This is a genomic window from Algoriphagus aquimarinus, assembly GCF_900112005.1.
In the GTDB taxonomy this organism is placed as follows: Bacteria; Bacteroidota; Bacteroidia; order Cytophagales; family Cyclobacteriaceae; genus Algoriphagus; species Algoriphagus aquimarinus.
Window position 1 is genome coordinate 73,682 of the sequence record NZ_FOKK01000001.1, and the last position, 24,737, is coordinate 98,418.

Consider the following 24,737-nt stretch of genomic DNA (forward strand, 5'->3'; position numbering starts at 1 on the left):
GAAACAGGGCTGTTGGCTAAAAGGCCGTTTTTATTGCGTAGTACAAAATAAAAACAAACACTAAGCCAATGTTAAATGATAAGTATCGAACGGATAGGTTGACATTCTTGAATTTCTCAGCAGTGATCTTTGCATTAATGAATACCTGCTCTCCCAACTGATCAAAGAGTGGGCGTCTATTGGTACTCACTTTTTCCAATTCTTTTACATAGTCTTTAATCGGGCCATAAGACGAAATAATATTCCCAAAAAAGAATACGCTCTTGTCAAAATTGGTCTCAATCTGAGGCATAAAACATCTGAAACTATAATAAATAGAGATGACGCTGAATACAAACCATAACCCCATAAAGCCATAAGTCAGTAAATCAGAGGCTGCCAGTTCTATCAAATGCTCATAAAATTGGAAAAACACATTCATCAATAAGCCATAGAAGGACAACACTAAGCCAGCTTTGATCTCAGAAGCTTTAATTAAATCACGTAGGTACATGATTAGATACCAATAGTTATCCACGGCATCAATGCCGGGTTCTAAGGGTGGGAGGTCTTTTAGGTCTTGAAGTTTCTTACGCATTGATTAAAAAAGTTGACTCAAAAATATCAACATGTAAAAACAAGATAATCTGTGAATTAAGCAATTCCTATGAATTAAGGAGATTTCATTTTACAAAAAGAAAAAAGAGCTAGAAACCAGCTCTTTGATTCTTCAAAATATCCGAAGTCTATACCTCAAACTTCCTATAAACTAGCAACAGGAACTCTTGCACAGGCTCGGATTCTGACTTCCATCCTAGCTCACCTGCAAAACGAGTGTTTACCAATCCAATCGCTTCATCAAATGAGTCACATTTATCGATGGATTTTAGTGCATGCTTGAGTAGATCTGCATTTCCGTCAAAAAGCTCTTTGGTAAACATAAAGCGCTGATTGATAGCAAGACTTTCGGCAAGTTCTCCCATTACTCCTTTCATGCCTTTATAAGAGAGCGTTTCAAATCTCGCCTTCAAACTACTTGAATTAAAAGCATGCTCTGCTCCATTTGTATAACTAGGTTGTACTGCTTTCACCGGCTCATGCTCAACTGTTCTCACTGGCTCAGGAGCCGAATTTCTACTAGTTGATTCTTCCATTTCTACCTGATCAAAGAATGAGCTTTTAGATTCCTGCTCCCTACTTGATTCCGGTATTGAAGTTGGTACAGGCTCTGGAGTATCCTGAACTATATAAGCGTCTAAATCAAATGGTTTTATATCTCCGAGTGTAGCCAAAAGCAAATTCACCGATTCTAAGGATTCATTTATCGCCTGATAATTAGCTGCGATTGCCCGTAGATAAGCACTTTCATCATGTCCAAAACCTGCCTTGTCTACTAAAAACGTGATCGCTTGGTCATGCCATTTGTAGTATTTCTTATTTTCCTTCAGGAATTCATTAATCTGACCTGATGGGGCTTTGGTTATCTCATTTTGGTAAAATGTAACCGGATCCGTGGCAAGTTGGATTGCTTGCTCCACCGCAGTCCTTAACAAAGGCTGTAGCTGCTCTCTTTCTATCTTGATTCTCTTAGAAAGCACATTCATGAACTCCGTGAGAGCTTCGTGCACAGAAATATCCCGATAATCAAAATAAGGATTGCTCTTTAGCTTTGCGAGCTCTTGCTGCCACAATTCGAAAAGCCTTTTGATAATGAAGAAATTCACCTGAGTGCTATTGGTAAGCTGAACAATGTCCTGCCCCGTCATGTATTGTTTGGAGGAGAAAAACTGCCCACAAACAATCGCGGAATAGTCTTCGGCGTATTTTTCTAAATAATTGCTGTTAATTTGAGTTGTCATTGAAGAGTGGTGTTTACAAAAGTCAACGAACAAATGCCTCAAATCGTCATAGAAAATCTATTTAATCTGAGGATTAATTCTATTAGCATTCATCGTAAAGTTATCGAAATTATTCATGAAAATGGTATCGATTGGATGCATGCTTGTGGGAAAAAAGGTAGGTGTACTACCTGTAAAATCATCCTGAAATCCGGTGAAGACAATCTTTCACCTCCTACTAAGTCCGAACTTGATTTTCTAGAACAAGGCCGATTAAAAGCGGGAGAAAGATTGGCTTGTCAGGCGGAACTTCCAGCAGGAGAGATTGTTGTCCGAGTGGGCAAATTCAATAAGTTCCCACATATAGAATATAGCGAATAGCATCAAGCATGTTTATAGAACCTTCAATTGGTAGACAAAAGTCCTCAGGAAACAGAGGTCAGATCGAAGTGATTTGTGGCTCAATGTTTTCCGGAAAAACAGAAGAATTGATTCGTAGACTTAATCGCGCCAAAATTGCCAAGCAAAAAGTGGAAATTTTCAAGCCGTCGATAGATAAGCGATATGACGAAAATGCTGTTGTTTCTCACAATGATAACTCGATCCGATCAACACCGGTAAATTTTGCAAATGACATCTTATTATTAAGTGGGGATTGCGACGTAGTGGGGATTGATGAGGTTCAATTTTTCGATGAGCAAATCGTTCCAGTAGCTCAAAAGCTAGCCAATCAAGGAAAACGCGTGATTTTGGCAGGTTTAGACATGGATTTCGAAGGAAATCCATTCGATCCTATGCCAAAGCTCATGGCAATTGCTGAGTATGTCACTAAAGTAAATGCTATATGCATGAAATGTGGAGACTTGGCGGCATTCTCATTTAGATTGTCTGATGCAAAAGAAAAAGTGGTTTTGGGTGAAAAAGAAAGTTATGAGGCTCGGTGCAGAAAGTGTTTCAATGAGGATAAGAAATAGAAAGATGTGGGATGTTAGGTGACCGATGTTTTGGGAGACAAAGAGCAAAGACTACCATTAAATAAGGAAGGCCGAATGATGAAGTCAACTCCACTAGCACTTAATTCCTAACTGAAACACCGAAGCCAGACAACTACATCAAAAATATGCTTAAAAAGACCCAAGGGATAGTTCTAGGTGCCATTCGATACAAGGAAACGAGTATAATCGTGAAGATCTTTACTAGGGAACTTGGCCTTAAATCCTATTTGGTAAACGGAGTACGTACTCAGGGAAATAAATCCAAAATTGCTTTATATCAACCATTAACATTGCTGGAACTGGTTGTTTACGATAAGGATACAGCTGGCTTGCAGCGTATCTCCGAAGCACAATTACACAGAGCTCACCAGCTTATTCCTTTTGATTTTACTAGAACAGGGATTGCACTTTTTATCACAGAAGTAATCAGTAAGTCTATCTATGAAAATTACCAGAACGAATCCCTATTTGATTTTCTCAAAGAATGTATCATTCATCTAGATAGCAAAGAGGTACACCTCGGCCAATTCCCATTAGTATTCTTAATCGAAAAAGCCAGCTATTTAGGCTTTGCTCCTCAGGAAGCCCTTGGTTTTTTGTCAGAAAGCCGTTCACAACCCTTTTCTGTTTTGGAACTCACTCAAGCCGAAAATTACCTGGCAGCCCTCATGAGTTCCTCTTTTTCCAATGAAGCCAAAATAGGAAAAATATTGCGCCAAAAGCTTTTGGATCACCTGCTTGACTTTTATAGTCAGCACCTGGACAATCCTGGAAACTGGAAATCTTTGGTGATTCTTAGGCAATTAAATGGTTAAAGCCAGCTAATTGATTGAAATTACCTTCTATCCAGAATAAATATTTGGTTAATACAAACACATGGGTTAATATTGTGACATCACCGTGAATGAGCAAGTCAGCCCACTTTGACTTGAGTATTTCCTGCAGATCTTTTTTGCTCAGAAAATCATCCACGATCTCAAATACCGCATTTACTACATTTTATTTATTTCATACCCTCTTTATGTACAACATAGAAGAACTCAGAGTCAGGTTATTGTCTGAACTGAAGGAAATCGCTGAGGAGCTAGGTGTTAAAAGCCATAAATCTCTAAAGAAAGACGAACTCGTCTATGCAATCCTTGACCAGCAAGCTATCACCCCAGAGCAAGCCTTGCCAAAAAAGAAGCCTTCAGCAGCCACAGAGCCAGCTAAAGCACCGGAAAATTCAGCAGAAGCACCAAAGCCTGCTCCAGTAAAAGCTCCTGAAGAGCCAGAATACAAGCCAAAATTCAAGAGACAAAACGTAACAGCGGTACCGGAAGCAACCGAAGCACCTGCTACTACTCCTGCTCCAGAATCAAAAAATACTGCAGAGGCTCCTAAGCCAAAAGAGAATAAACCGGACTGGAAAGCTAAAAAAGAAGCCCAACCAGAGAAAGTAGAAAGAAAGCCTTTACCAAAGTCTGAGCCTGTAGGCGAAGAGCCAAAGACCTTCAGACCAAGACGTAAAGTCTTTGAAGAAGCAGAAACTACTACAGAAGCTAAAAAGGAAGAAAAGCCAGCAAGTGCACCTGCGCAGACTCAAGCTAAACCTGAGCAAGAAGCAGAACTTCCAAGAAGAAGAAACTTCAAGTCACCCGATGAGGTGATGGCTCCAGCAGCTGAGACAGTTCCTCATTCCAATCGAAGACGACCAGGCGTAAATCCTCGTGAATTCGATGGAGTTATCGACAATGAAGGGGTTTTGGAAATGATGCAAGAAGGCTACGGCTTCCTTCGTTCATTGGACTACAATTACCTTGCTTCTCCAGATGATATCTATGTATCACCAAGTCAAGTAAAACTTTTCGGACTAAAAACCGGCGATCATATCAAAGGATCTATTCGTCCTCCTAAAGAAGGTGAAAAGTATTTTGCACTTTTGAAAATTGCTACCGTCAACGGTAAAACTACAGATGAAATCAGGGACCGTGTTCCTTTCGAATATCTAACTCCTCTTTTCCCAGAAGAAAGATTAAATCTATCTACCACAGGAGATAAATTCTCCACACGAGTAGTAGATCTATTTGCTCCTATAGGTAAAGGCCAAAGAGGCATGATCGTAGCTCAGCCAAAAACTGGTAAGACAGTATTGCTACAGCAGATCGCGAATGCGATTACAAAAAATCACCCTGAAGTTCACTTGATGATCTTACTGATCGATGAGCGACCTGAGGAAGTGACGGATATGGCTCGCTCGGTAAATGCAGAAGTGATTTCTTCTACATTCGATGAGACTGCCGACAGACACGTGAAAGTTTCTAATATCGTTTTGGAAAAAGCAAAGCGCATGGTGGAAGTTGGTCATGATGTGGTAATCCTATTGGACTCTATCACTAGACTTGCCAGAGCACACAATACAGTGGTACCAAGCTCAGGAAAGATCCTTTCTGGTGGTGTGGATGCTAATGCACTTCATAAGCCAAAGCGTTTCTTCGGTGCGGCTCGTAATGTAGAGAATGGTGGTTCATTGACTATCATCGCTACAGCCTTAGTAGAAACTGGTTCTAAAATGGATGAAGTGATCTTTGAAGAATTCAAAGGAACTGGTAACATGGAACTTGCGCTAGATCGTAAACTTGCCAACAGAAGAATCTATCCTTCTATCGATGTGCTTAACTCAGGTACTCGTCGTGAAGACCTATTGATGGATAAGGAAGAAATGCAACGTGTGTGGATCCTTCGTAAGCTTATGAGTGACATGAACTCTCAGGAGTCTATGGAATTCTTGCTACAGCGTATGAAAGGAACTCGCGACAATGCTGAGTTCTTGATCAGCATGAATAGTTAAAAAATAAAGTGTCTTTTCCTTAAGTGAAAACTATAGGAAAAGACACTTCAGTAAAACAACAAAGCCTTCTGAAGTTCAGAAGGCTTTGTTGTTTTTATAGATCAAATGCTTTTTTGATTCTATCTACGTAGTCTAGTTTTTCCCAGGTGAATAACTCTACCTCAAGTTTAATTTCGTCTCGGTATGGAGAATAGAAAGTCTTAGTGACCACTTCATTTGTTCTCCCCATGTGGCCGTAAGCAGCAGTTTCCTCATAGATAGGATTGCGAAGCTTCAAACGCTGCTCGATAGCATAAGGACGCATATCGAATAGCTCTTCAATTTTCTTCGCTATGTCACCGTCGTGCATATCCACTTTAGCCGTGCCATATGTATTGATATAAATCCCCATTGGCTTAGCAACTCCAATTGCATAAGAAACCTGCACCAAAACCTCATCAGCAAGACCAGCAGCAACCATGTTTTTTGCAATGTGTCGCGTAGCATAAGCTGCAGAACGGTCAACCTTGGAAGGATCTTTTCCTGAGAAAGCTCCTCCACCGTGGGCACCTTTTCCACCGTAAGTATCTACGATTATTTTTCTTCCTGTCAAACCAGTGTCACCATGTGGTCCACCGATCACAAACTTGCCCGTTGGATTGATATGATATTTGATTTCAGAAGTGAAAAGCTTCTGTATTTCTGGCTTCAACTTCGCAACTACTCTTGGGATCAAGATCGAAATGATATCCGACTTGATTTTTGCAAGCATTTTACCTTCCTCGTCAAAATCATCGTGCTGCGTAGAAACTACAATTGCTTCAATACGCTGAGGCACATTATCGTCACTGTACTCGATAGTGACTTGAGCCTTAGAATCAGGACGGATATACGTAATGTCTTTATTTTCTCTTCTCAAAGCCGCCAATTCACGAAGGATCATATGAGAAAGATCCAAAGCCAAAGGCATGAAATTTTCAGTTTCGTTGGTTGCATAACCAAACATCATCCCCTGATCACCTGCGCCTTGCTCCTCTGGATTTTGACGAACTACGCCTTGATTAATTTCAGAAGACTGCTCATGGATAGCAGAAAGTACTCCGCAAGAATTACCCTCAAACATATACTCACTCTTAGTATAACCGATTCGATTGATCACATCACGGGCAATTTTCTGCACATCAAGGTAGATGTCAGAATTCACCTCTCCCGCCAAAAACACCTGCCCAGTAGTCACAAGAGTCTCACAGGCTACTTTGGAATTTGGATCAAACGCTAAAAAATTATCAATTAACGCGTCAGAAATTTGGTCTGCGATTTTATCTGGATGCCCCTCAGAAACGGATTCTGAGGTAAATAGATATGCCATAAATATAAGTTGGTAATGAGTATTTTAAAGGAAGTCCAAAAATACGGGAACTAGGTGAAATAAAAAACTGAAGTGTTATGATAAGCTTTTGTTAGATTGAGTATCGGCGAGTAAAATCAGTTTTAAACCAAAATAACCTGTAAAATGGCGTAATTTGAATTTTCCACCTAAAAATTAAACCCTAATCAGATGACTTCAAAAATTAAGCTCTTCGAGTATGAATCCAGCAGTATCATAATTATGCTATCTATTTTTTTCAACGAAGAGAACCACTTGATATTTGAAGGAACTGAATTTGGCAAAAAAAAGGGTGGCACTGACCATGTATATTCTTACATAATTAACCCTATTCAAATAAGCTTACTAGCAAAGGTTCTAAAAGTGAAAGAACCTCAATCAGAAAAGCTGCTCGTATCTATCAGAGATCGATTTGAGGGAAAGGACGCGTATCGTCAGTTTGCTGCATTCATGGATGAAAATAAGATTGAATTCACCAAACTTTCTTGAGGATAAGAGCTTCAGGATGTCATCACATACTGAGAACCTGAATCGTACAATTTTTTACATAATCTGAACTTAACGCGTCTTCGCAAAAAAAAATTAAGATTTGTTATATGCTAAATTTTTGATCTCTCCCTTCTTCACTAATCCTTCTGTGATCTCATTCATAGCCTTCACTTTATATTCAAAGTCCCCTTTCAGCGTATCTCTGTAGGCATTGAGATTGTCTAACAAATCATCAATTTCTTCGGGAAGAACTTCTTCCAAAAGCTGACGAAGACGCTTTGCTGCCGTTGGCGATTTGCCATTGGTACTGATTGCGATCTTCAAGTTTCCTTTCGTCACAATCCCTCCAAGGTAGAAATCACAGAGATCTGGCGTATCAGCTACGTTTACTAAGAGGAACCGCTCTTTTGCTTCATCACGAACCTGCCGATTGACTAGTTTGTCATCCGTCGCAGCGATTACAATATGCTTTCCTCCAAGGTATTTTTCATGATACACATCCTCAATCACAGTCACAGTATCTGTCGTGGAAGCTAGATCCAAAAAGTCTTGAGAGAATTCCCTCGAAACTGCAGTCACCTGCGCATTTGGACTTGACTTCAACAAAAACTGAAGCTTCTCCGTACCTACATTTCCTCCACCGATCAGGAGTACGTTGAGTTCGTGAACTTTGAGAAATATAGGGTATAAGTGGTTCATTTTTTTAGAATCAAGATGTTAGAATCAAGACAATAGACTCGGGGAATTCTGTACTTCGATATTCCGAATTCATCATTCGGTCTTGGATATTACGTTGGAAAGTAACCAAAGCTTTTCTGTCGTGGAGCATTTCAAAGTCTTAAAACTGAAAAAATTCTTGTGCTTTTTTTCTTCGGTCTTCCGTCTATCGTCTTCCAGCTACTGTAACCACTTCTCGATATACCTCTGCCAACTTCATGCTTTCTCGCACTACCTCACCAATGATGATGATTGCAGGAGCTTCCACTTTTGCTTCGGTAGCTTTTTGCTCTATATCTGAAATATAACCTGCTACGATCTTTTCTTCGCGCGTGGTACCACTTTGAATAATCGCTATTGGTAAATCAGCTTTTCCAAACTTACTATAAACCCTCGAAATCTCTGCTAATTTCCTAGTACCCATAAGCACAACGACAGTCGCCGTGGACTGTGCTGCCAAAGCTAGATCTCTGGAAAGTTCTCCAGCAGAAGTAGTACCTGTCACTACCCAAAAACTTTCAGAAATCCCTCTCTTCGTTACTGGAATTCCAGCCGAAGCAGGAACTGCAATCGCCGAAGTAATCCCGGGAATCATTTCAGTGCTGATGCCAAATGCTTCTATGTATTCGATCTCTTCCGATCCCCGTCCGAAGACAAATGGATCTCCGCCTTTCAAACGAACCACATGACCATGCTTTTTGGCTAGACTGACGCAAAGTTGATTCGTGTCTTCTTGTGGCTGCGAATGCTTTCCTACCCGCTTGCCAACAAAGATCTTAAGTGCAGTTTCTGGTGCATGCTCAAGCAAAACAGGATCGATCAGCGCATCATACAAGACCACATCGGCCTTGTTCAGCGCCAAAACGGCCTTGAGTGTGATCAATTCAGGATCACCTGGACCAGCTCCGACCAGTGTTACTTTTGGTTGATTTATACGTTTCATGCAGTCACCTCTTCCTCACGGTAGCTTTTCAGCAAACCATAAATATCCAAAGCCTGCTTAGCATATGCGTTTGCGAATTCTTCAGTAGGCTCGTTCTGATTGATCTGGTAGATTTTCTCTGCGAATGTTCCACCCAAATCGATTTTTCCACTTGCTACAAAAGCTTCGTCAAACTGAGAAATGATATTCGCGTAAGAATTTGCACTCAAGCTTTCGCTTAGCAAAATTGCTTTCGCAGCATTGATCAATCCTGCATAGTGATGATAGATGCTATCTGACCAGCGTCCTTCTTCCAGACATTTCTGAGCGATGTCGATTTTCTCTTTTGCTTCCAAAAGCAAGGTAGCTACCAAGTCAAGCACCACACCGGCACATTCTCCTACTCCCACTGCAATTTTATATTCTTCTGTATTTCCCCAATCCACATAATCGGCTGGAGTCACCGTAGAAGCATCGCCTAATTCTTTCAATAAATCATAGAAATAGATCTGCCCTTTTTCATCGTAATAGCTTAAGAAATCAAGGCCATTTGCATTTGCTTCGAAATCATCCAGCAAAACTCTCAAAGCCTGAGGACCTCGTTTACTTGGGATTTTTGTAACTTTATCTGCAAAGCGTCCATTTCCATCGCCCATATTTCCTCCACCAAGAAGTACTTGAAGTGCTGGAACTACTATTTTCCCAGCTTTCATAGACATTCCTTGGAAACCAATATGAGCCATGTTATGCTGACCACAGGCATTCATACATCCAGAAATTTTGATTACCAACTCTTGGTTTTTCAGGTATTGTGGATACTCAGCAAGAATTACTTTTTCCAATTCTGCAGCAATTCCAGTAGAACTTGCAATTCCAAGATTACAGGTATCTGTACCCGGACAAGCTGTGATATCACCCAAAGAATTATAGCCACCAGATGCCAAACCCAAGTCCTTCAGCTCTTTGTAGAAATAAGGAACTAAGTCCTCACGAACATCACGAATCAGGAAGTTTTGGCGAAGTGTAAAACGTACTTCTCCACTTGCGTATTTCTCTACTAAATCCGCTAGTTTTCTAGCTTGATCTGTGTAGAAATCTCCAAGTGAAACTCTTACGCCCACAGATACAAATCCCTTTTGTTTTTGAGGTAAAACATTCGTGAGTTTGAAATGCTCAAAATCCAACCCAAGCTCTTCTTCTACTGTCGCAGTAGGAGCATCAGGTAGCTTTTGCGAAGCTTCATACGCTTCAAAATCGATAGGATAAGACTTGAAGGGAAGTGCTTTTTTCTCCTTTTCGACCAATTCCAAGAAGGTTTCAAGGCCTATGTCTTTGATCAAAAACTTCATTCTGGCCTTCATACGCTTAGCACGCTCGCCATGACGGTCAAAGATTCTGATCACAGCTTCCCCAAATGGAATGATCTGATCAGCAGTAATGAAATCAGTGTACAATTCCGCATGCCTTGGCTGAGATCCCAGACCTCCACCAAGCATCACTTTGAATCCACGAACTTCCTGACCATCAATAATTTTAACTTTTGGGATAAAACCCAAATCATGCAAGTAGCTTAAGCCTGTGTCTTCATCAGAAGAGGAAAAGGAAATTTTGAATTTCCTACCCATTTCCTGAGAGATAGGATTTCTCAAAAAGTATTTGAAAACAGCATCCGCATAAGGAGTCACGTCAAATGGCTCATTTGGATCGATTCCGGCAGTTTCTGAAGCAGTGACATTCCTTACTGTATTTCCACAAGCTTCACGGATAGTCACATCATCACGTTCCAATTCCGCCCAAAGCTCAGGAGTTCTATCCAAACTCACGTAGTGAATCTGAATATCCTGACGAGTTGTTATGTGCAATCTTCCCGTAGAATATTCATCCGAAACCTTGCAAACCCTGCGAAGTTGATCTGAAGAAACACGGCCATATGGCAGTTTGATCCGGATCATCTGCACACCTGGCTGACGCTGGCCATAAATACCGCGGGCCAGACGAAGGCTGCGGAATTTTTCCTCGTCTATATTACCACCGTTGAAAAGCGCAATTTTCTTTTCTAAATCGATGATGTCTTGTTCTACTATAGGATTTTCTAGTTCGGTTCTAAAGCTTTGCATGGCTGTAATAGGTTTAATGGCTGTGGCTGGAAGTGAGAAGACTGTTGCCCTGAGCTAAGTCGAAGGGTTTAATCATTCAATAAATCCAACCGAAACGGTATCGTATTCTCCTTCTTCAATTAGGATAAAACTCCCGTTCGCTTTATTTTCTTTGTAAGTATCAAAGTGGATCGGCTTGCTCAAGCGGAAATGCACTCGTCCGATGTCATTCAATTTCAATTGATCTGCCGTTTCAGTTCCGGTAAAATCAGTATGAATTCTAGATTCAATCTGATCGACCTTTGCTAGCACACGATTCACACCGTGTTGCAAAATATATTTTCCACCAACTTTCAGTGGCTTACTATTTACCTGACAAATCGTTGCTGTAAGTTGCTTTTCACTGCGTGGCACAGAAGAGCTTTTTACCAACATATCTCCGCGACTTAGATCCACTTCTGTATCCAAAGTAATGGCGATGGAACTTCCTGGAGCAGCTTCTTGGATTTCTTGATCGAAATAGTGAATGCTTTTGATCGTGGAAGTATTCATAGAAGGCAATAGCGTTACCTCATCACCTACTTTTAAATTCCCTCCGTAAAGCATTCCAGAGAAACCTCTGAAGTCATGCCAAGCTTCTGTCTTAGGACGAATCACATATTGCACCGGGAATCTAGCCACAGAACTTGGCTCCAAGTCGGCTGGTTCAAGTACTTCCAGATGATCTAAAAGTGTGTTGCCAACATACCAAGGCATCTCTTCAGATTTCCTAGCGATGTTTTCGCCTTTCAAAGCAGATACAGGAATGAAAGTGATCTGATCTTCTGTGAAATCTGATTTTGCCACCAAGGCGTCAAAATCAGCTTTGATTTTCAAATACACTTCCTCGTCATAGTTGACCAAATCCATCTTATTGACAGCTACAACCACATGACTGATGCGCAATAAATTGGAAATAAAGAAGTGACGGTAAGTTTGCTCAATCACACCTTTTCTGGCATCGATCAAGATGATCGCTACCTGAGAGGTAGAAGCACCTGTCACCATGTTTCGAGTGTACTCCACGTGACCAGGAGTATCAGCTACGATGAAATTTGTCTTATCTGTATTGAAATAAATATGCGCTACGTCAATCGTGATTCCTTGCTCACGCTCAGCTACCAATCCGTCAGTGGCCAAGGAGAAATCCAGGTAATCGTAACCACGTTGCTTGGAGCTACGCTCGATTGCTTCGATTTTATCAGTTGTCAGCGATTTGGTATCGTATAGTAATCGACCGATCAGCGTGCTCTTGCCATCATCGACAGAACCTGCAGTAGCGATTTTTATAAGTTTTCTATTTTCAGACATGTTGTTTCTAGTTTTCAGTTGTTCTGCTTCTCCAGAAGCTGGACTTGGCTTGACTCTGATAATGAGAGTTTAAAGTTTGATCAATGCTGCTTCTGGAGAAGCAGCATAACGACATAGTTGCCGAGTCTACTTGATACTTTGTACTTGTGACCTTGTACTTTTTCTAAAAGTATCCGACTTTCTTTCTTTTCTCCATCGCAGCTTCGGATCGTTTGTCATCGATTCTGGCACCACGTTCGGAGATAGAAGAATCTCTGATTTCTCCGACTACATCTTCCAGTGATACTGCTTCCGAAAACACAGCTGCGGTACAGGTCATATCACCTACAGTTCTGAATCGTACCATTTTTACCAATACTTCTTCGTGGGCTTCTCTAAACACATGCTCATTGGCAGTCCATATCATCCCGTCACGTAAGAATACCTCGCGCTCATGCGCAAAGTAGATTGAAGGGATTTCGATATCTTCCGTTTTGATATATTCCCAAACGTCTAATTCGGTCCAGTTAGAAATAGGGAAACAACGCACATTTTGGCCATTATGGATTTTACCATTTAGCATATCAAAAAGCTCTGGTCGCTGATTTTTCTCATCCCACTGACCGAAGTCATCTCTTACTGAGAATACTCTTTCTTTCGCTCTAGCTTTTTCCTCATCTCTTCTTGCTCCACCTATACATGCATCAAATTTGAATTCTTCGATTGCATCCAACAGCGTAGTAGTCTGAAGAGAATTTCTGCTGGAATACCTTCCTCGCTCTTCACGAACTTTACCTTGATCAATTGAATCCTGCACATTGCGCACGATCAATTCCAGTCCAAGCTCTTCTACAAGCTTGTCTCTGAATGCGATGGTCTCAGGGAAATTATGCCCTGTGTCCACATGCAATAATGGGAAAGGAATTTTCGCTGGGTAAAAAGCCTTTTGCGCCAATCTAACTAGCGTAATCGAGTCTTTTCCTCCAGAAAAAAGCAAAACCGGACGCTCAAACTGCGCTGCCACTTCACGAATGATATGGATCGATTCTGCTTCTTTTGGATTAGGTATTAATAGGTTGTTCATTTCTTTACTATTTATGTCTTCGAATGGACTTCATTATTCGTAATTCGGTATTCGTCATTCTTAATTAATCTTCTAATGTCGAATGTAAAATGCTGAATAATGAATGTTGAAGTTCTAATGTCTTGTATCTAAAATCTTATGTCTTAATTCTTATTTTTTAATGTAGAATGCTAAATGATGAATATCGAAGTACTAGTCTTCGGTCTCCTGTCTTCAGTCTCACCTAGCATGCAGCCCACACTCCTTCTTCGAATCTTCCCACCACCAACGGCCTGCTCGGGCATCTTCTCCTTCCATAATCGCGCGAGTACAAGGTGCACAGCCTATGCTGATGAAACCTTTATCATGAAGCGGATTATATGGAATATTCTTTTCGTCTATGAATGCGAGCATCTGATCAAAAGTCCAATCCAACAAAGGATTATACTTAATGATCTGATTGGCTTCATCCCATTCGATGCGCTTCATATCGCTTCGATTAGCAGATTGCTCAGCACGAAGCCCAGTAATCCAAATTTCATTTCCTGCTAAAGCTCTTCTAAGAGGTTCCACTTTGCGTACAAAGCAGCAAGACTTTCTATTCTCTACTGAGTCATAAAATCCGTTGATTCCAATATCAGAAACCAGTTTCTCTACAGAATCAGTAGTAGGATAATATACTTTGATGATTTGCTTGTATTTAGCTTCAGTTCTAGATAGCAAGTCTAAAGTCTCTGAAAAAAGTCTCCCTGTGTCCAGAGAAAAGATCTTCACAGGAATGTTCCCACTTGCGATCAACTGTGTAATCACCTGATCTTCCTGACCTAAAGACGTAGAAAAAGTGACTTTCCCTGGAAATAAATCCGCGATCAAAGCCAACCCTTCCTGTGCGCTCAGTTGCTCCAACTGAGCTTCTAACTCATGCAAATTCTTTCTTTGTGTCATTGGATTCTACTTTTGAGACGCTTTCCCATGCACGCTCATGGAAATAATACAGGATGATTTTAGAGAAGACTTCGACAGAACCAATGGACAGTGCCATCACTAACTGACCCGTCACGAAATACGAAATGATGATCGTATCGATCGTACCGACGATTCTCCAAGAGATCGACTTAAGCATGCTCTTCGCATTGCTATCTTTTCCCGGCTTGCTGGCAAAAAGCTTTTTGAGTGGTTGGTCTAAAATCATACTGGTTTCATACGAGTTTGAAACCCAAAAGTATACAAACCCTATTTAATTTATAGGGTTTGTTATAAAAAAATTTTACTCTTCTTTTAAAATATCTTCTAAACTCTTGTTTTCCAGTATCTTAAGAGTCTCGTCTCTGACTTGGATCATCACCCGATTTATACCACAAACCGCCTCATTTTTACATTCATCGCATGGTTCATAGTAATTCAAACTCACACAAGGAAGCATAGCAATCGGCCCATCAAGCAATCGAATCACCTTAGAAAGAGGGATGTCTTTAGGTTCTTTGATCAGATAATACCCTCCACCTTTTCCTTTTTTACTTCCAAGCATTCCTGCTTTTTTCAGTTCAAGTAAGATGTTCTCCAAGAATTTATGAGAAATCCCATGCTCTTCGGCGATCTCTTGGATCAGAACAGTTTTCTGATCTTTATGCTTACCTAGGTAGGTCAAGGCATGCAGGGCGTATTTTGTCTTTTTAGAAAGCATTTACAAAAATAAGCTTTTTCGGGTAATACCCTAGTACGGGGGTAGGCTTTAATATATAGGTTCTACCACGAATTAAAGGATGCCTTACAATGAAAATCTGGCCAGTAGTTGAAATCCCTTTATAGGGCGAAGTTATTAAGCCTTAAAATGCTCACAATTGTTTGTCCAATTGTATTTGACCCTAAAAACAATGTTTTCCATTAACTTAAGAGTACCACTATTTATAACGAATCAACAGCAGGACAAGACCCAATCCCCATCTTAACCTTAGCTTTAGGGTCATAATCCCTGAAGAAATAAACGCAATTATCATTTTCAATGAAATTAAGAGTAGCAAGGTTAGATCCAACTTCCGAAGAAAATCTTACTTGCAAGGTTCGAACTTTCCCCGTATCAAAATATGAAACATACAAAATCTTCATTTCTATACCTCTCTCTTTAGCTATAGTTACATATTCACTTATCTGATCTTTGGTAGTATTCTTATCAATTTTAATTTCAAACTTGTTTGGAAATATATAAAGAATGGAAATATAGAATAACAACAGGATTTTAATCATTTCAATTTATATCTTATTAAAACTGGATTTGAATTTTTATCTACAAACTCTTTTGACCGAAATATAACACTATTTTTATCCATTGAATTAATATTAGCAAACCACGATAGCGACTCTTCAGAATACCAACCTAATAAAAACCCACCAGAAACAACTCTTGGCCAAGGCAAAACATCACTACTATTTTTAAGTTTTATTGGATCGACTATCGCTACATTATTATTTGCTACATTAATTGCTGCACATTTAATTTTGTCTTTATCATAATAATTAAATAAAACATAATCATTAAAAGAAATTAAATTTGATAAACCCCAAGAAAAATCAGACTGTAAAATAGGTAATAATGAATTTAAAGCAACATCAGGATAATCACTAAATCTAAATGTAGGATTTTTAAATGAAACTTTTAAATAATTAGCTTTTCCTATAGGACTGACATTATAAATAGTATCTCCTGTTAAACTCGCGAATAATAATTTATCAGAAGTTGTAAAAGTATGATCCATGGCTAGCCTAACATTTTGAGAATATTCAGGAATAGAAAAAGCATCAAACTTACTTACTAGCTCAAAATTAACATTATACACAATAAAATCAAAAAGAAGCGAATCTGCTTGATTATTAATTCCTCGTTTATTAGAATGAAAATAAATGTTATTCTCAAAATAAGCCACCTCAGCTGCTTTAAAAGGTAATTCATACATTTTCTCTACAGAAAGATCATTTTTTAACACAAAACAATTATTAAACTTATCAAGAACAAGGAGTTTATCGCCTGTAAATTCAGAAACACTCTCAATATTATAATTCCTATATTCAAACTCAATAGATTCAATTGACCCTCTAAATTTACCCGTCCCGTCAAATTTCTTTATTGATTTCATATTTGAAATGTCAGAATCAATAACAAAAAAATCACTCCCTATAGTTACAACATCCCTAATTGAAAGCACTAAACTTTCAAAACCATTATACTCTAATGGAATGATTTCTATGTCACTGGAATTTTCAAGTAACCAATTGTCAACAGAATTAACCTCAGACAGGTTTAATGAGAGTTCTTCTTTAGCTTCGTGATTACACCCTAGCACTATTAAAATAAATGGTAGGTATAGTATTTTAATTCTTTTCATTTTTATTAAATAACCCACAGCCAGCAAATATGCTGACTGTGGAAATTGATTACTCTAAACCAGGGGCACTTATGCAACTGGCAGATCCCTCTCCTGACCATATATCTATATTACAACATGAGTAATAACCTGTTCCACAAGTTGTTTCATAAGTAATCGTTGTTGTACCACCAGCTGGACCCGCTTGTACTGCAAACGTTTTTGAAACAGAACATGATGTAGATCCAACTCCACCTGATTGACAATCTTCTAAGGCCCAAGAAATCTCAGGACTAAATAGTGTCAAACTTAACGCAAAAATTGCAATTCTTTTTTTCATTCTATTTATTTAATAAAGTTCAAACAGAACATACCGAACCTTTCGGCACATCATCAAATTAAAAATTACCGGTAAAAATAAATTGTGCTTAAACATACCCCCCCTTATTAATAAATCCAAATATTAGTTTGAATATTTTTTAGAAGATTAGTTGAAGTACTGATGATCAGATAATTTATTTTTAGTTCATAGAATAATTACATTCACAACCATCTATATTTCAATTATTTATCTATCTTCAAATTATTAGTTTCAAACAACTAAAAAATTGATTTGAAATGCTTAAAATAAAAAAATCCCCGAATTTCTCGGGGATTTTTTGGTAATCAAACTCTCCAAGGGTTCAGAACCCTTGGAGAGTTACCTGTAGTTATTAAAGCAATTCCACACTTCTCTTTACAAAGGCAGTCAAGTCTTTGCCTGTTAGCAAGCCTTGGGAAAGAAGAGCCAAATCAAATGACTGTTTAGCTATTTTGATCTTTTCTTCTTCGGTTTCTGCTTTCAGGACTTTGTCCACTGCAGGGTGATTTCCGTTGATGGCTACTTTGTAAGCATCTGGAAGTGAACCATAGAAGCCCATTCCTCCGCCGCCAGTTGCAGCCATTTCCTTCATTCTGCGCATGAATTCCTCCATAGTGATCGTCACAGGAAGTTCTTCTGGACTCAAGCCTTCCACTTCTACTGTGTACGTCTTGTTGTTGATCGCTTTGTCAAAGATTTCCTTCACTTCCTTGCTCTGATCTTCAGTGAGCAAGTTTGCGTAAGTCTCGTCCTTCTGGATCAACTTCTCAGCCACATCAGCATCCACACGCTTCAGCTGAGTTTTCTCCAGTTTGGATTCCAAGTTTTGGATAAAGTGACTATCAATCGGTGAATCCATCACCAAGACATCGTAGTCTTTCTTATTGGCAGATTGAATAAAACTATCCTGCTTATCCAAATCAGTTGCATATAAGATGACCGCTTGATCATTCTTATCTGTTTGGTTCGGCTTTATTTTAGACTGGTATTCTTCGATAGTGAAGAACTCGCCATTGGTATTCTTAAGCAAAGCGAAGTCTTTACCTTTTTCGTAGAATTTGTCCTCGGAGATCATTCCGTATTTCACGAAAAGTCCAACATCACCCCATTTCTGCTCGTATGCTTTTCTGTCTTTTTTGTAAAGCTCAGCAAGCTTATCCGCTACTTTCTTGGTGATGTAAGAATTGATTTTCTTCACGTTAGAATCCGCCTGTAGGAAGCTTCTAGATACGTTGAGAGGAATGTCCGGAGAGTCAATTACTCCATGAAGCAACATCAAGAACTCAGGAACGATGTCTTTCACTTCGTCCGTGATAAATACCTGACGACTGTAAAGCTTGATCTTATTTCGCTGAAGCTCAAATTCGTTTTTCACCTTCGGGAAATACAAAACTCCTGTCAAGTTGAACGGATAATCCACGTTCAGGTGAATCCAGAAGAGTGGATCCTCAGACATTGGATACAGCTCCTTATAGAATTTCAAGTAATCTTCATCTGTCAACTCACCTGGAGACTTAGTCCAGATCGGAGCAGTCGTGTTGATGAAATTGTCAACTTCTACAGACTTCCATTTTTTCTCATCTTTCTCATCAACTCCATCTTCTACAGATTCAGTTTTTGTACCAAACTTGATCGGAACTGGAAGGAATTTAGCGTATTTGTCAAGGATTCCCTGAAGCTTCCATTTATCAAGGAATTCTTCAGAATCGCTATTGACATGAAGGATAATAGTCGTTCCACGCTCCTGTCTAGTTCCTTCAGTGATCTCAAAAGAAGTAGAACCATCACAAGTCCATTTAGCAGCTTCCGCTCCTTCTTGGTATGAAAGTGTATTGATTTCTACGGTGTCAGCGACCATGAAAGCCGAGTAGAAACCAAGGCCGAACTTACCGATGATCTCATTGGCATCTTTGGCGTCTTTGAATTTCTCTACAAATTCCTCCGCTCCTGAGAAAGCCACTTGATTAATGTACTTTTTGATTTCCTCAGCAGTCATCCCTAGACCGTGATCAGAGATGGTGATGGTTTTCTTTTCAGCATCAAAACTTACTTCCACCGTAGTGTCACCAAGTTCGCCTGTGTACTGACCTAATGTCGCTAAACGCTTGATTTTTTGAGTCGCATCGACTGCGTTAGAAACAAGTTCTCTTAGAAAAATCTCGTTATCAGAATAGAGAAACTTCTTGATAATCGGGAAAATGTTCTCGGTATGGATCGAGATCGTGCCTTTTTCCTGCATGGCTATAAATTAGTTTAGTTAAACACTTGTTTGTCGGACACAGAATTGCAACTGTTGTTCCAAAGAAGTTTTGGTGTCAATTTGGCAGGGTGTGATTTACGATTTCAGATTTACGATTTCAGATTTTCTTCCAAAATGGCTATCTGCTCAAAATGGACTTACCAGATACCCACGCTTTACATCTCTTCGATTTCTAGACTCTCGTCTCTCAAGTGCTCAGTGTGACCCAATGGAATTTTTCAATTTTTCAATCTTATAATTTTTCAATCCCCCTATCTTTGACCCATGTGGAAAGAAATCTCAGTTTTGATCAGTAAGGAAGTCACGCTGGAGTGGCGACAGAAATTCGCGCTGAATGGGATTTTGCTTTATGTAGTTTCGGCAGTCTTCATCACCTATTTAAGTGTAGGAGCAAAGCAAGGAAACATTTCCGCCCCCACTTGGAATGCCTTGTATTGGATTATTATCCTTTTCTCGGTTGTAAATGCAGTAGCCAAAAGCTTTGTGCAAGAGCATCAAGGTCGTCAGCTCTATTATTACATGATTGCTTCTCCTGAGGCAATTATCCTTTCCAAAATCATTTACAATACCGGCCTTACGCTGATCTTAGCACTTTTGGGCTATGGAGTTTTTTCAGTGATTCTGGGAAATCCCATTCAAGATCAAGGTTTGTTTATCCTGAATTTAGTCTTGGGAGCGATGGGTTTTTCGGCCAGTTTGACTATGGTAAGCGGTATCGCATCCAAAGCAGGTAATAATGCGACGCTGATGGCGATTCTGAGCTTTCCGGTTATTATCCCGATTTTGCTCATGGCAATCCGTATTTCCAAAAATGCAATGGATGGACTGGATTGGAGCGTTAGTGCAGATAAACTGTTGACACTTTTAGCGATCAATGCCATAGTCGCCGTGACTGGATATATTTTGTTTCCTTATTTGTGGAGGTCTTGAGATTGGAAAACTGTAAGATTGGAAAATTGACTCCATAGAAAGTTTAGAGTTTAGTAAAAAAGCTTGAAGTTATTACAATCCCGTAAGTCGTATTTCCTATATCGTACTTCCCTTTAAAAGACTTCACAAAAAGCGCCGTTTTCATGAACTTATGCCTTATTTTTGCATTTGAATTAGCAAAAATACCCTATGCGCCAATCCTGGTGGAAAATTCTTGCAATCGCCCTGCTGCTGTACACGCTAATCGCAGGCTTGCTGATGGAAGCGCCACGACTTCCTATCCTCAACGAAACTATCCGTGCCCTTCATTTTCACGTGACCATGTGGTTCGGTATGATACTCATGCTGGTAGTGGCTGTGTACTACAGCATCAAATACCTTCGAACCAATGACATTAGAAATGATGATTTGGCGATAGAATTCACCAACTCAGCAATTCTATTTGGTGTACTTGGAATAGTAACCGGCATGCTATGGGCGAAGTTTACTTGGGGAGATTACTGGAGTGGTGATCCAAAGCAGAACGCTGCAGCCATCGGGATTTTGATGTATTTCGCATATTTAATTCTAAGAAATTCACTGACAGATTCTCAGCAGAGAGCCCGTATCGGAGCCATCTATAACATTTTCGCATTCGCAGCTTTTATTCCTCTTATCTTCGTATTACCAAGATTAACAGACAGTTTGCACCCAGGAAATGGTGGAAACCCAGGTTTCAATGCCTATGACTTGGACTCCAAGCTTCGCGCAGTGTTCTACCCAGCGATTATTGGTTGGACACTTTTGGGCTGCTGGATCGCAACTGTACGCGTCAGAATGCGTAGGGTGGAGAGGACAATTGAAGACAGAATGATTAATTCATAAACATGAAAAAATTACTTACAATAGCTCTTTTGGTTTTCAGTCTTTCTGCTTTGGCACAAGAGAAAATCCCCGTCACTGATGCTGACTACACCAATAGCTCAGTGGAAATGGCAGATGTCATGCGTTCCAATGGCAAAATTTATGTTTTGGTAGGTGTCATCGTAATCATATTCGCTGGCATCACATTTTACCTAATCGGGACAGAACGTAAGATCAGCAAAATTGAAAAGAATCTTCATTCCTAAAATTCAAAACTTATGAAATCGAGCATGAATCAGTACAACACTTTGGGCTGATTATCTACAATGCGAGATTCCATGTGACCGCTTTAAACATTTATAACACATGAAAAAAGGACATCTCTTAGGACTAGGAATCATTGCGATCGCCATTGTCATTATTATGACTTCGATCGGTGACGCAAGTAGCTATGAAAGCTTCTCAACGGCAAAAGAAATGAAGCAGAGCGGAGAGGATAACGCTATCCACGTGGTAGGTCATCTAAAGAAAGATGCGAGTGGAGAAGTGACAGGCTTAAATGTAAGGGAAGACAAAGTATCCTTCACTTTCATGCTTGTAGACAATGAAGGAGTAGAGCAAGAAGTATTTTACAATGAGCCAGTACCTGCAGATTTCACACGCTCGGAATCTGTGGTGGTTATAGGTTCTTATAAGAATGATGAAATATTTATTGCCGATAAAATACTAATGAAATGCCCGTCTAAATACCAGGAAACGGAAGTGCAGTCAGCAGGTATGTGAGTTAGAGCAGTTACAATAAAAAATCCATGATCAATACCTTTATCGGTAATCTTGGCCACATGATGACAATCGTGGCCTTTGTCAGTGCACTGACTACCGCATACGCTTATATTCAGTATTTCCGCGCAAACGAACTAGAGAAAGCCAGTTGGAAAAGATTCAGTAGAATCAGCTTCACAATTCACGGCATGTCTGCAGTTATGATTGCTGTGTCGCTTTTTGAAATTATCTACAATCACCGGTTCGAATACTATTACGCGTATTCCCACAGTTCCGAAGCACTACCAGTTCATTATATGGTTTCCAGCTTTTGGGAAGGTCAAGAAGGAGCTTTTATCCTTTGGATCTTTTGGAATGTGGTACTGGGTACAATATTGATTTTCACGAATAAGTTCTGGGAAGCCCCTGTAATGATTGTATTTGCACTCGTTCAGGCTTTCTTGGTTTCCATGATTTTGGGCGTCGTGATTGGTGATTTGAAAATCGGTAGTTCTCCGTTTATTCTGTTGAGAGATGCCACTCAGGCACCTATTTTCCAGATGAACCCTGATTTCGTACCAGAAGATGGAACAGGTTTAAATCCGCTTCTACAGAACATCTGGATGGTAATTCACCCTCCTACCTTATTCTTAGGTTATGCTTCTACCTTGGTTCCATTCGCCTTCTTGATGGGGGGGTTAGTAACCAAAAAATACACTGAATGGATTCGTCCTGCTTTACCTTGGGCTATTTTTTCAGCCATGATACTGGGGATGGGAATCATTATGGGAGCTTACTGGGCTTATGTGACGCTGAATTTTGGCGGATATTGGAACTGGGATCCTGTAGAAAATGCTGTGTATGTACCTTGGCTTATATTAGTAGCTGCCATTCACTGTATGATTACCTTTAAGAAGAGTGCTACAGCACTGAAGACTTCAATAGTCTTAGTCATCATGACTTTCATCTTGGTACTTTACGCTACATTCTTAGTAAGATCTGGTGTTTTGGGAGATGCATCAGTTCACTCATTCACAGATCTTGGTCTCTCTGGTCAGTTGCTGATCTACATGTTATTCTTCCTTGTGGTTGCAGTAGTTCTCTGTGTGATCAACTGGAAACACATACCCACTTCAGAGAAAGAAGCTTCAGTTTATTCCCGCGAATTCTGGGTGTTTATAGGCGCTACTACTCTTTCACTAATGGCCTTTCAAGTGATTCTTCCTACTTCCATTCCTGCTTGGAATGCTGTAGTAGAAAGTTTCGGAGGCATATCAAATATGGCTCCTCCAGCCGATCAGGTAGAGTTTTACACAAAATTCCAACTTTGGTTTGGAGTCGCATTGGCGATGCTCACTGCCGTAGGACAGTTTTTCTGGTGGCAAAAAATGGATAAAAAGGCATTGAAGGATGCTCTTTTGACTCCATACATTATTTCCTTGTTGTTGTCTGCAGCTATTATTGTTCTTGCCAAAGTGTATGATTGGCAGTACATCATTGTAGTTCTAGCAGCCACATTTACAATCACTGCTAACTCGGTGATTTTAGCCAAAATCCTGAAAAAATCAACCTTCAAACTAGCTGGTGGTTCTTTGGCACATATCGGCTTGGGTATGATTTTAATCGGAATCATGTTCAGCTCAGGTTATTCAGACACTATTTCTATCAATATGTCGGGCTTGACATACAGCAATAGCTGGGAGGACGAATTGAACAAAGAGCACGTACTGCTTTGGATCAACAAGCCTACACAAATGAAAGACTATACCGTAATTTACCGGGGACGTCAGAAGAAAGTTAAAGGCATTTCTGAGAATGTGCCGGCCAAAATTTTACAATCTACAGGTAAGGTCAATGAAGCCATCGCATTGGAAGATTATAAGGATTACTTCAAGAAAGGTGATAAAGTAGATATTGTACTGGAAGAGAATGATTATTTCCAGATCGAATATTATCAAAATGAAGTACTGAAATTCTCATTAAGCCCAATGTCTCAGTTTAATGAGGGCATGGGAGGCTTGATCTCATCGCCAGCTTCTAGAATCTTTATTGACAAGGATCTTTATACCTATGTAGCAGCGATGAATGATCCAGAGGATCCAGACTGGAAAGAGGATGAGACTTATGAGGTTGCCCCAGGTGAACAGTTCCATGTGGCAGATTATGTGACTTATTTTGACGGAGCAGATGTGCTGCAGGAGTTAGACGGCTATGTACTACAAGAAGGTGATGTAGCGGTAAGGGCGAACCTTAGAATCCTTGATTACGACGTGGAGAAACTGCTTCAGCCAACTTTTATTATCCGTAATAATCAAGTAGGTAAGCTACCTGTCATTGACAATGAGTTGGGCATTAAGATTAGCTTGGAAAACATACTGCCTGAAGAAAACAAGTTTGTCTTCAAAGTAAACCAATACCAAAAAGACTACGTGGTGATGAAGGCAATTGTAAAGCCTTATATCAACATACTTTGGATCGGGACAATTATTATGCTCGCGGGCTTCACTGTAGCGATAATAAGAAGATTTGATGAATTCAAAAAGATGAGAGACAAAGGACTGGAAGTCTAACGTCTGAAAGCATATAACACAAATAAGC

25 protein-coding genes are annotated in these 24,737 nt (G+C 39.8%); 10 read left to right on the forward strand and 15 right to left on the reverse strand.

The features are described from left to right. Nucleotides 1-16 precede the first annotated feature (16 nt). Both BM291_RS00360 and BM291_RS00365 read right to left on the reverse strand, forming a co-directional pair. The gene (locus tag BM291_RS00360) at nucleotides 17-577 is read right to left on the reverse strand and encodes a Pycsar system effector family protein (protein ID WP_092894188.1); all 561 of its coding nucleotides are present in this window, start codon (nucleotides 575-577) and stop codon (nucleotides 17-19) included. A gap of 148 nt (nucleotides 578-725) precedes the next feature. After that, complete coding sequence (locus tag BM291_RS00365; protein ID WP_092894189.1) at nucleotides 726-1,838, reverse strand: hypothetical protein; 1,113 nt, start codon at nucleotides 1,836-1,838, stop codon at nucleotides 726-728. 33 nt (nucleotides 1,839-1,871) lie between these two features. Here BM291_RS00365 and BM291_RS00370 point away from each other — a divergent pair, with 33 nt between their 5' ends. The 4 genes from BM291_RS00370 (at nucleotide 1,872) to rho (ending at nucleotide 5,642) form a co-directional block, all read left to right on the forward strand. Then, nucleotides 1,872-2,198, forward strand: a complete 327-nt coding sequence (locus tag BM291_RS00370) for a 2Fe-2S iron-sulfur cluster-binding protein (RefSeq protein WP_092894556.1) — start codon at nucleotides 1,872-1,874, stop codon at nucleotides 2,196-2,198. A gap of 8 nt (nucleotides 2,199-2,206) precedes the next feature. Beyond that, entirely contained in the window at nucleotides 2,207-2,791 is a 585-nt protein-coding gene (locus BM291_RS00375) for a thymidine kinase (RefSeq protein ID WP_092894190.1), read from the forward strand. Nucleotides 2,792-2,937: 146 nt separating this feature from the next. Further along, nucleotides 2,938-3,627, forward strand: coding sequence for a DNA repair protein RecO (recO, locus tag BM291_RS00380; RefSeq protein ID WP_092894191.1), 690 nt, complete (start codon nucleotides 2,938-2,940; stop codon nucleotides 3,625-3,627). A 206-nt stretch (nucleotides 3,628-3,833) separates the two neighbouring features. Further along, nucleotides 3,834-5,642 (forward strand): transcription termination factor Rho, encoded by a 1,809-nt coding sequence (rho, locus tag BM291_RS00385; protein WP_092894192.1) that lies wholly within the window; start codon nucleotides 3,834-3,836, stop codon nucleotides 5,640-5,642. Between the two features lie 94 nt (nucleotides 5,643-5,736). Here rho and metK read toward each other — a convergent pair whose 3' ends face one another. Further along, entirely contained in the window at nucleotides 5,737-6,990 is a 1,254-nt protein-coding gene (metK, locus tag BM291_RS00390; RefSeq protein WP_092894193.1) for a methionine adenosyltransferase, read from the reverse strand. 189 nt (nucleotides 6,991-7,179) lie between these two features. Between metK and BM291_RS00395 the strand changes: the two genes are divergently transcribed. Beyond that, nucleotides 7,180-7,497 (forward strand): hypothetical protein, encoded by a 318-nt coding sequence (locus BM291_RS00395; protein WP_092894194.1) that lies wholly within the window; start codon nucleotides 7,180-7,182, stop codon nucleotides 7,495-7,497. Between the two features lie 93 nt (nucleotides 7,498-7,590). Here BM291_RS00395 and BM291_RS00400 read toward each other — a convergent pair whose 3' ends face one another. The 12 genes from BM291_RS00400 to htpG all read right to left on the reverse strand — a co-directional run bounded on the left by BM291_RS00400 (nucleotide 7,591) and on the right by htpG (nucleotide 19,583). Next, the gene (locus BM291_RS00400; protein WP_092894195.1) at nucleotides 7,591-8,196 is read right to left on the reverse strand and encodes a precorrin-2 dehydrogenase/sirohydrochlorin ferrochelatase family protein; all 606 of its coding nucleotides are present in this window, start codon (nucleotides 8,194-8,196) and stop codon (nucleotides 7,591-7,593) included. Nucleotides 8,197-8,380: 184 nt separating this feature from the next. Further along, on the reverse strand, nucleotides 8,381-9,157 hold the full coding sequence (gene cobA / locus BM291_RS00405; protein WP_092894196.1) for a uroporphyrinogen-III C-methyltransferase: 777 nt from the start codon (nucleotides 9,155-9,157) through the stop codon (nucleotides 8,381-8,383). After that, the gene (locus BM291_RS00410; protein WP_092894197.1) at nucleotides 9,154-11,253 is read right to left on the reverse strand and encodes a HEPN domain-containing protein; all 2,100 of its coding nucleotides are present in this window, start codon (nucleotides 11,251-11,253) and stop codon (nucleotides 9,154-9,156) included. The genes cobA and BM291_RS00410 overlap by 4 nt, the downstream gene beginning before the upstream one ends. 72 nt (nucleotides 11,254-11,325) lie before the next feature. Continuing rightward, on the reverse strand, nucleotides 11,326-12,582 hold the full coding sequence (locus BM291_RS00415) for a sulfate adenylyltransferase subunit 1 (RefSeq protein ID WP_092894198.1): 1,257 nt from the start codon (nucleotides 12,580-12,582) through the stop codon (nucleotides 11,326-11,328). 163 nt (nucleotides 12,583-12,745) lie between these two features. Further along, nucleotides 12,746-13,645 (reverse strand): sulfate adenylyltransferase subunit CysD, encoded by a 900-nt coding sequence (gene cysD, locus BM291_RS00420; protein WP_092894199.1) that lies wholly within the window; start codon nucleotides 13,643-13,645, stop codon nucleotides 12,746-12,748. Nucleotides 13,646-13,864: 219 nt separating this feature from the next. Next, on the reverse strand, nucleotides 13,865-14,569 hold the full coding sequence (locus BM291_RS00425; RefSeq protein WP_092894200.1) for a phosphoadenylyl-sulfate reductase: 705 nt from the start codon (nucleotides 14,567-14,569) through the stop codon (nucleotides 13,865-13,867). After that, a complete protein-coding gene (locus BM291_RS00430) occupies nucleotides 14,544-14,816 on the reverse strand; it encodes a DUF2061 domain-containing protein (protein ID WP_092894201.1) in 273 nt (90 codons plus the stop codon). The genes BM291_RS00425 and BM291_RS00430 overlap by 26 nt, the downstream gene beginning before the upstream one ends. Nucleotides 14,817-14,891: 75 nt before the next feature. Beyond that, complete coding sequence (locus BM291_RS00435) at nucleotides 14,892-15,308, reverse strand: RrF2 family transcriptional regulator (protein ID WP_092894202.1); 417 nt, start codon at nucleotides 15,306-15,308, stop codon at nucleotides 14,892-14,894. Nucleotides 15,309-15,529: 221 nt separating this feature from the next. Continuing rightward, nucleotides 15,530-15,868: a hypothetical protein gene (locus BM291_RS00440; protein ID WP_092894203.1), complete on the reverse strand. Its 339-nt coding sequence runs from the start codon at nucleotides 15,866-15,868 to the stop codon at nucleotides 15,530-15,532. Beyond that, complete coding sequence (locus BM291_RS00445) at nucleotides 15,865-17,004, reverse strand: hypothetical protein (protein WP_092894204.1); 1,140 nt, start codon at nucleotides 17,002-17,004, stop codon at nucleotides 15,865-15,867. The genes BM291_RS00440 and BM291_RS00445 overlap by 4 nt, the downstream gene beginning before the upstream one ends. A 49-nt stretch (nucleotides 17,005-17,053) precedes the next feature. After that, a complete protein-coding gene (locus tag BM291_RS21840; RefSeq protein WP_139229018.1) occupies nucleotides 17,054-17,323 on the reverse strand; it encodes a hypothetical protein in 270 nt (89 codons plus the stop codon). A 373-nt stretch (nucleotides 17,324-17,696) separates the two neighbouring features. Then, complete coding sequence (gene htpG, locus BM291_RS00450; RefSeq protein WP_092894205.1) at nucleotides 17,697-19,583, reverse strand: molecular chaperone HtpG; 1,887 nt, start codon at nucleotides 19,581-19,583, stop codon at nucleotides 17,697-17,699. Nucleotides 19,584-19,868: 285 nt separating this feature from the next. Between htpG and BM291_RS00455 the strand changes: the two genes are divergently transcribed. The 5 genes from BM291_RS00455 (at nucleotide 19,869) to ccsA (BM291_RS00475) (ending at nucleotide 24,709) form a co-directional block, all read left to right on the forward strand. Beyond that, nucleotides 19,869-20,534 (forward strand): heme exporter protein CcmB, encoded by a 666-nt coding sequence (locus tag BM291_RS00455; protein ID WP_092894206.1) that lies wholly within the window; start codon nucleotides 19,869-19,871, stop codon nucleotides 20,532-20,534. 189 nt (nucleotides 20,535-20,723) lie between these two features. Continuing rightward, nucleotides 20,724-21,398, forward strand: a complete 675-nt coding sequence (gene ccsA / locus BM291_RS00460) for a cytochrome c biogenesis protein CcsA (RefSeq protein WP_092894207.1) — start codon at nucleotides 20,724-20,726, stop codon at nucleotides 21,396-21,398. Nucleotides 21,399-21,400: 2 nt separating this feature from the next. After that, the gene (locus BM291_RS00465) at nucleotides 21,401-21,643 is read left to right on the forward strand and encodes a CcmD family protein (protein WP_175499625.1); all 243 of its coding nucleotides are present in this window, start codon (nucleotides 21,401-21,403) and stop codon (nucleotides 21,641-21,643) included. Nucleotides 21,644-21,743: 100 nt separating this feature from the next. Next, on the forward strand, nucleotides 21,744-22,160 hold the full coding sequence (locus BM291_RS00470; RefSeq protein ID WP_092894208.1) for a cytochrome c maturation protein CcmE domain-containing protein: 417 nt from the start codon (nucleotides 21,744-21,746) through the stop codon (nucleotides 22,158-22,160). Between the two features lie 26 nt (nucleotides 22,161-22,186). Continuing rightward, nucleotides 22,187-24,709 (forward strand): cytochrome c biogenesis protein CcsA, encoded by a 2,523-nt coding sequence (ccsA, locus tag BM291_RS00475; protein ID WP_092894209.1) that lies wholly within the window; start codon nucleotides 22,187-22,189, stop codon nucleotides 24,707-24,709. The last annotated feature ends 28 nt before the right edge of the window (nucleotides 24,710-24,737 follow it).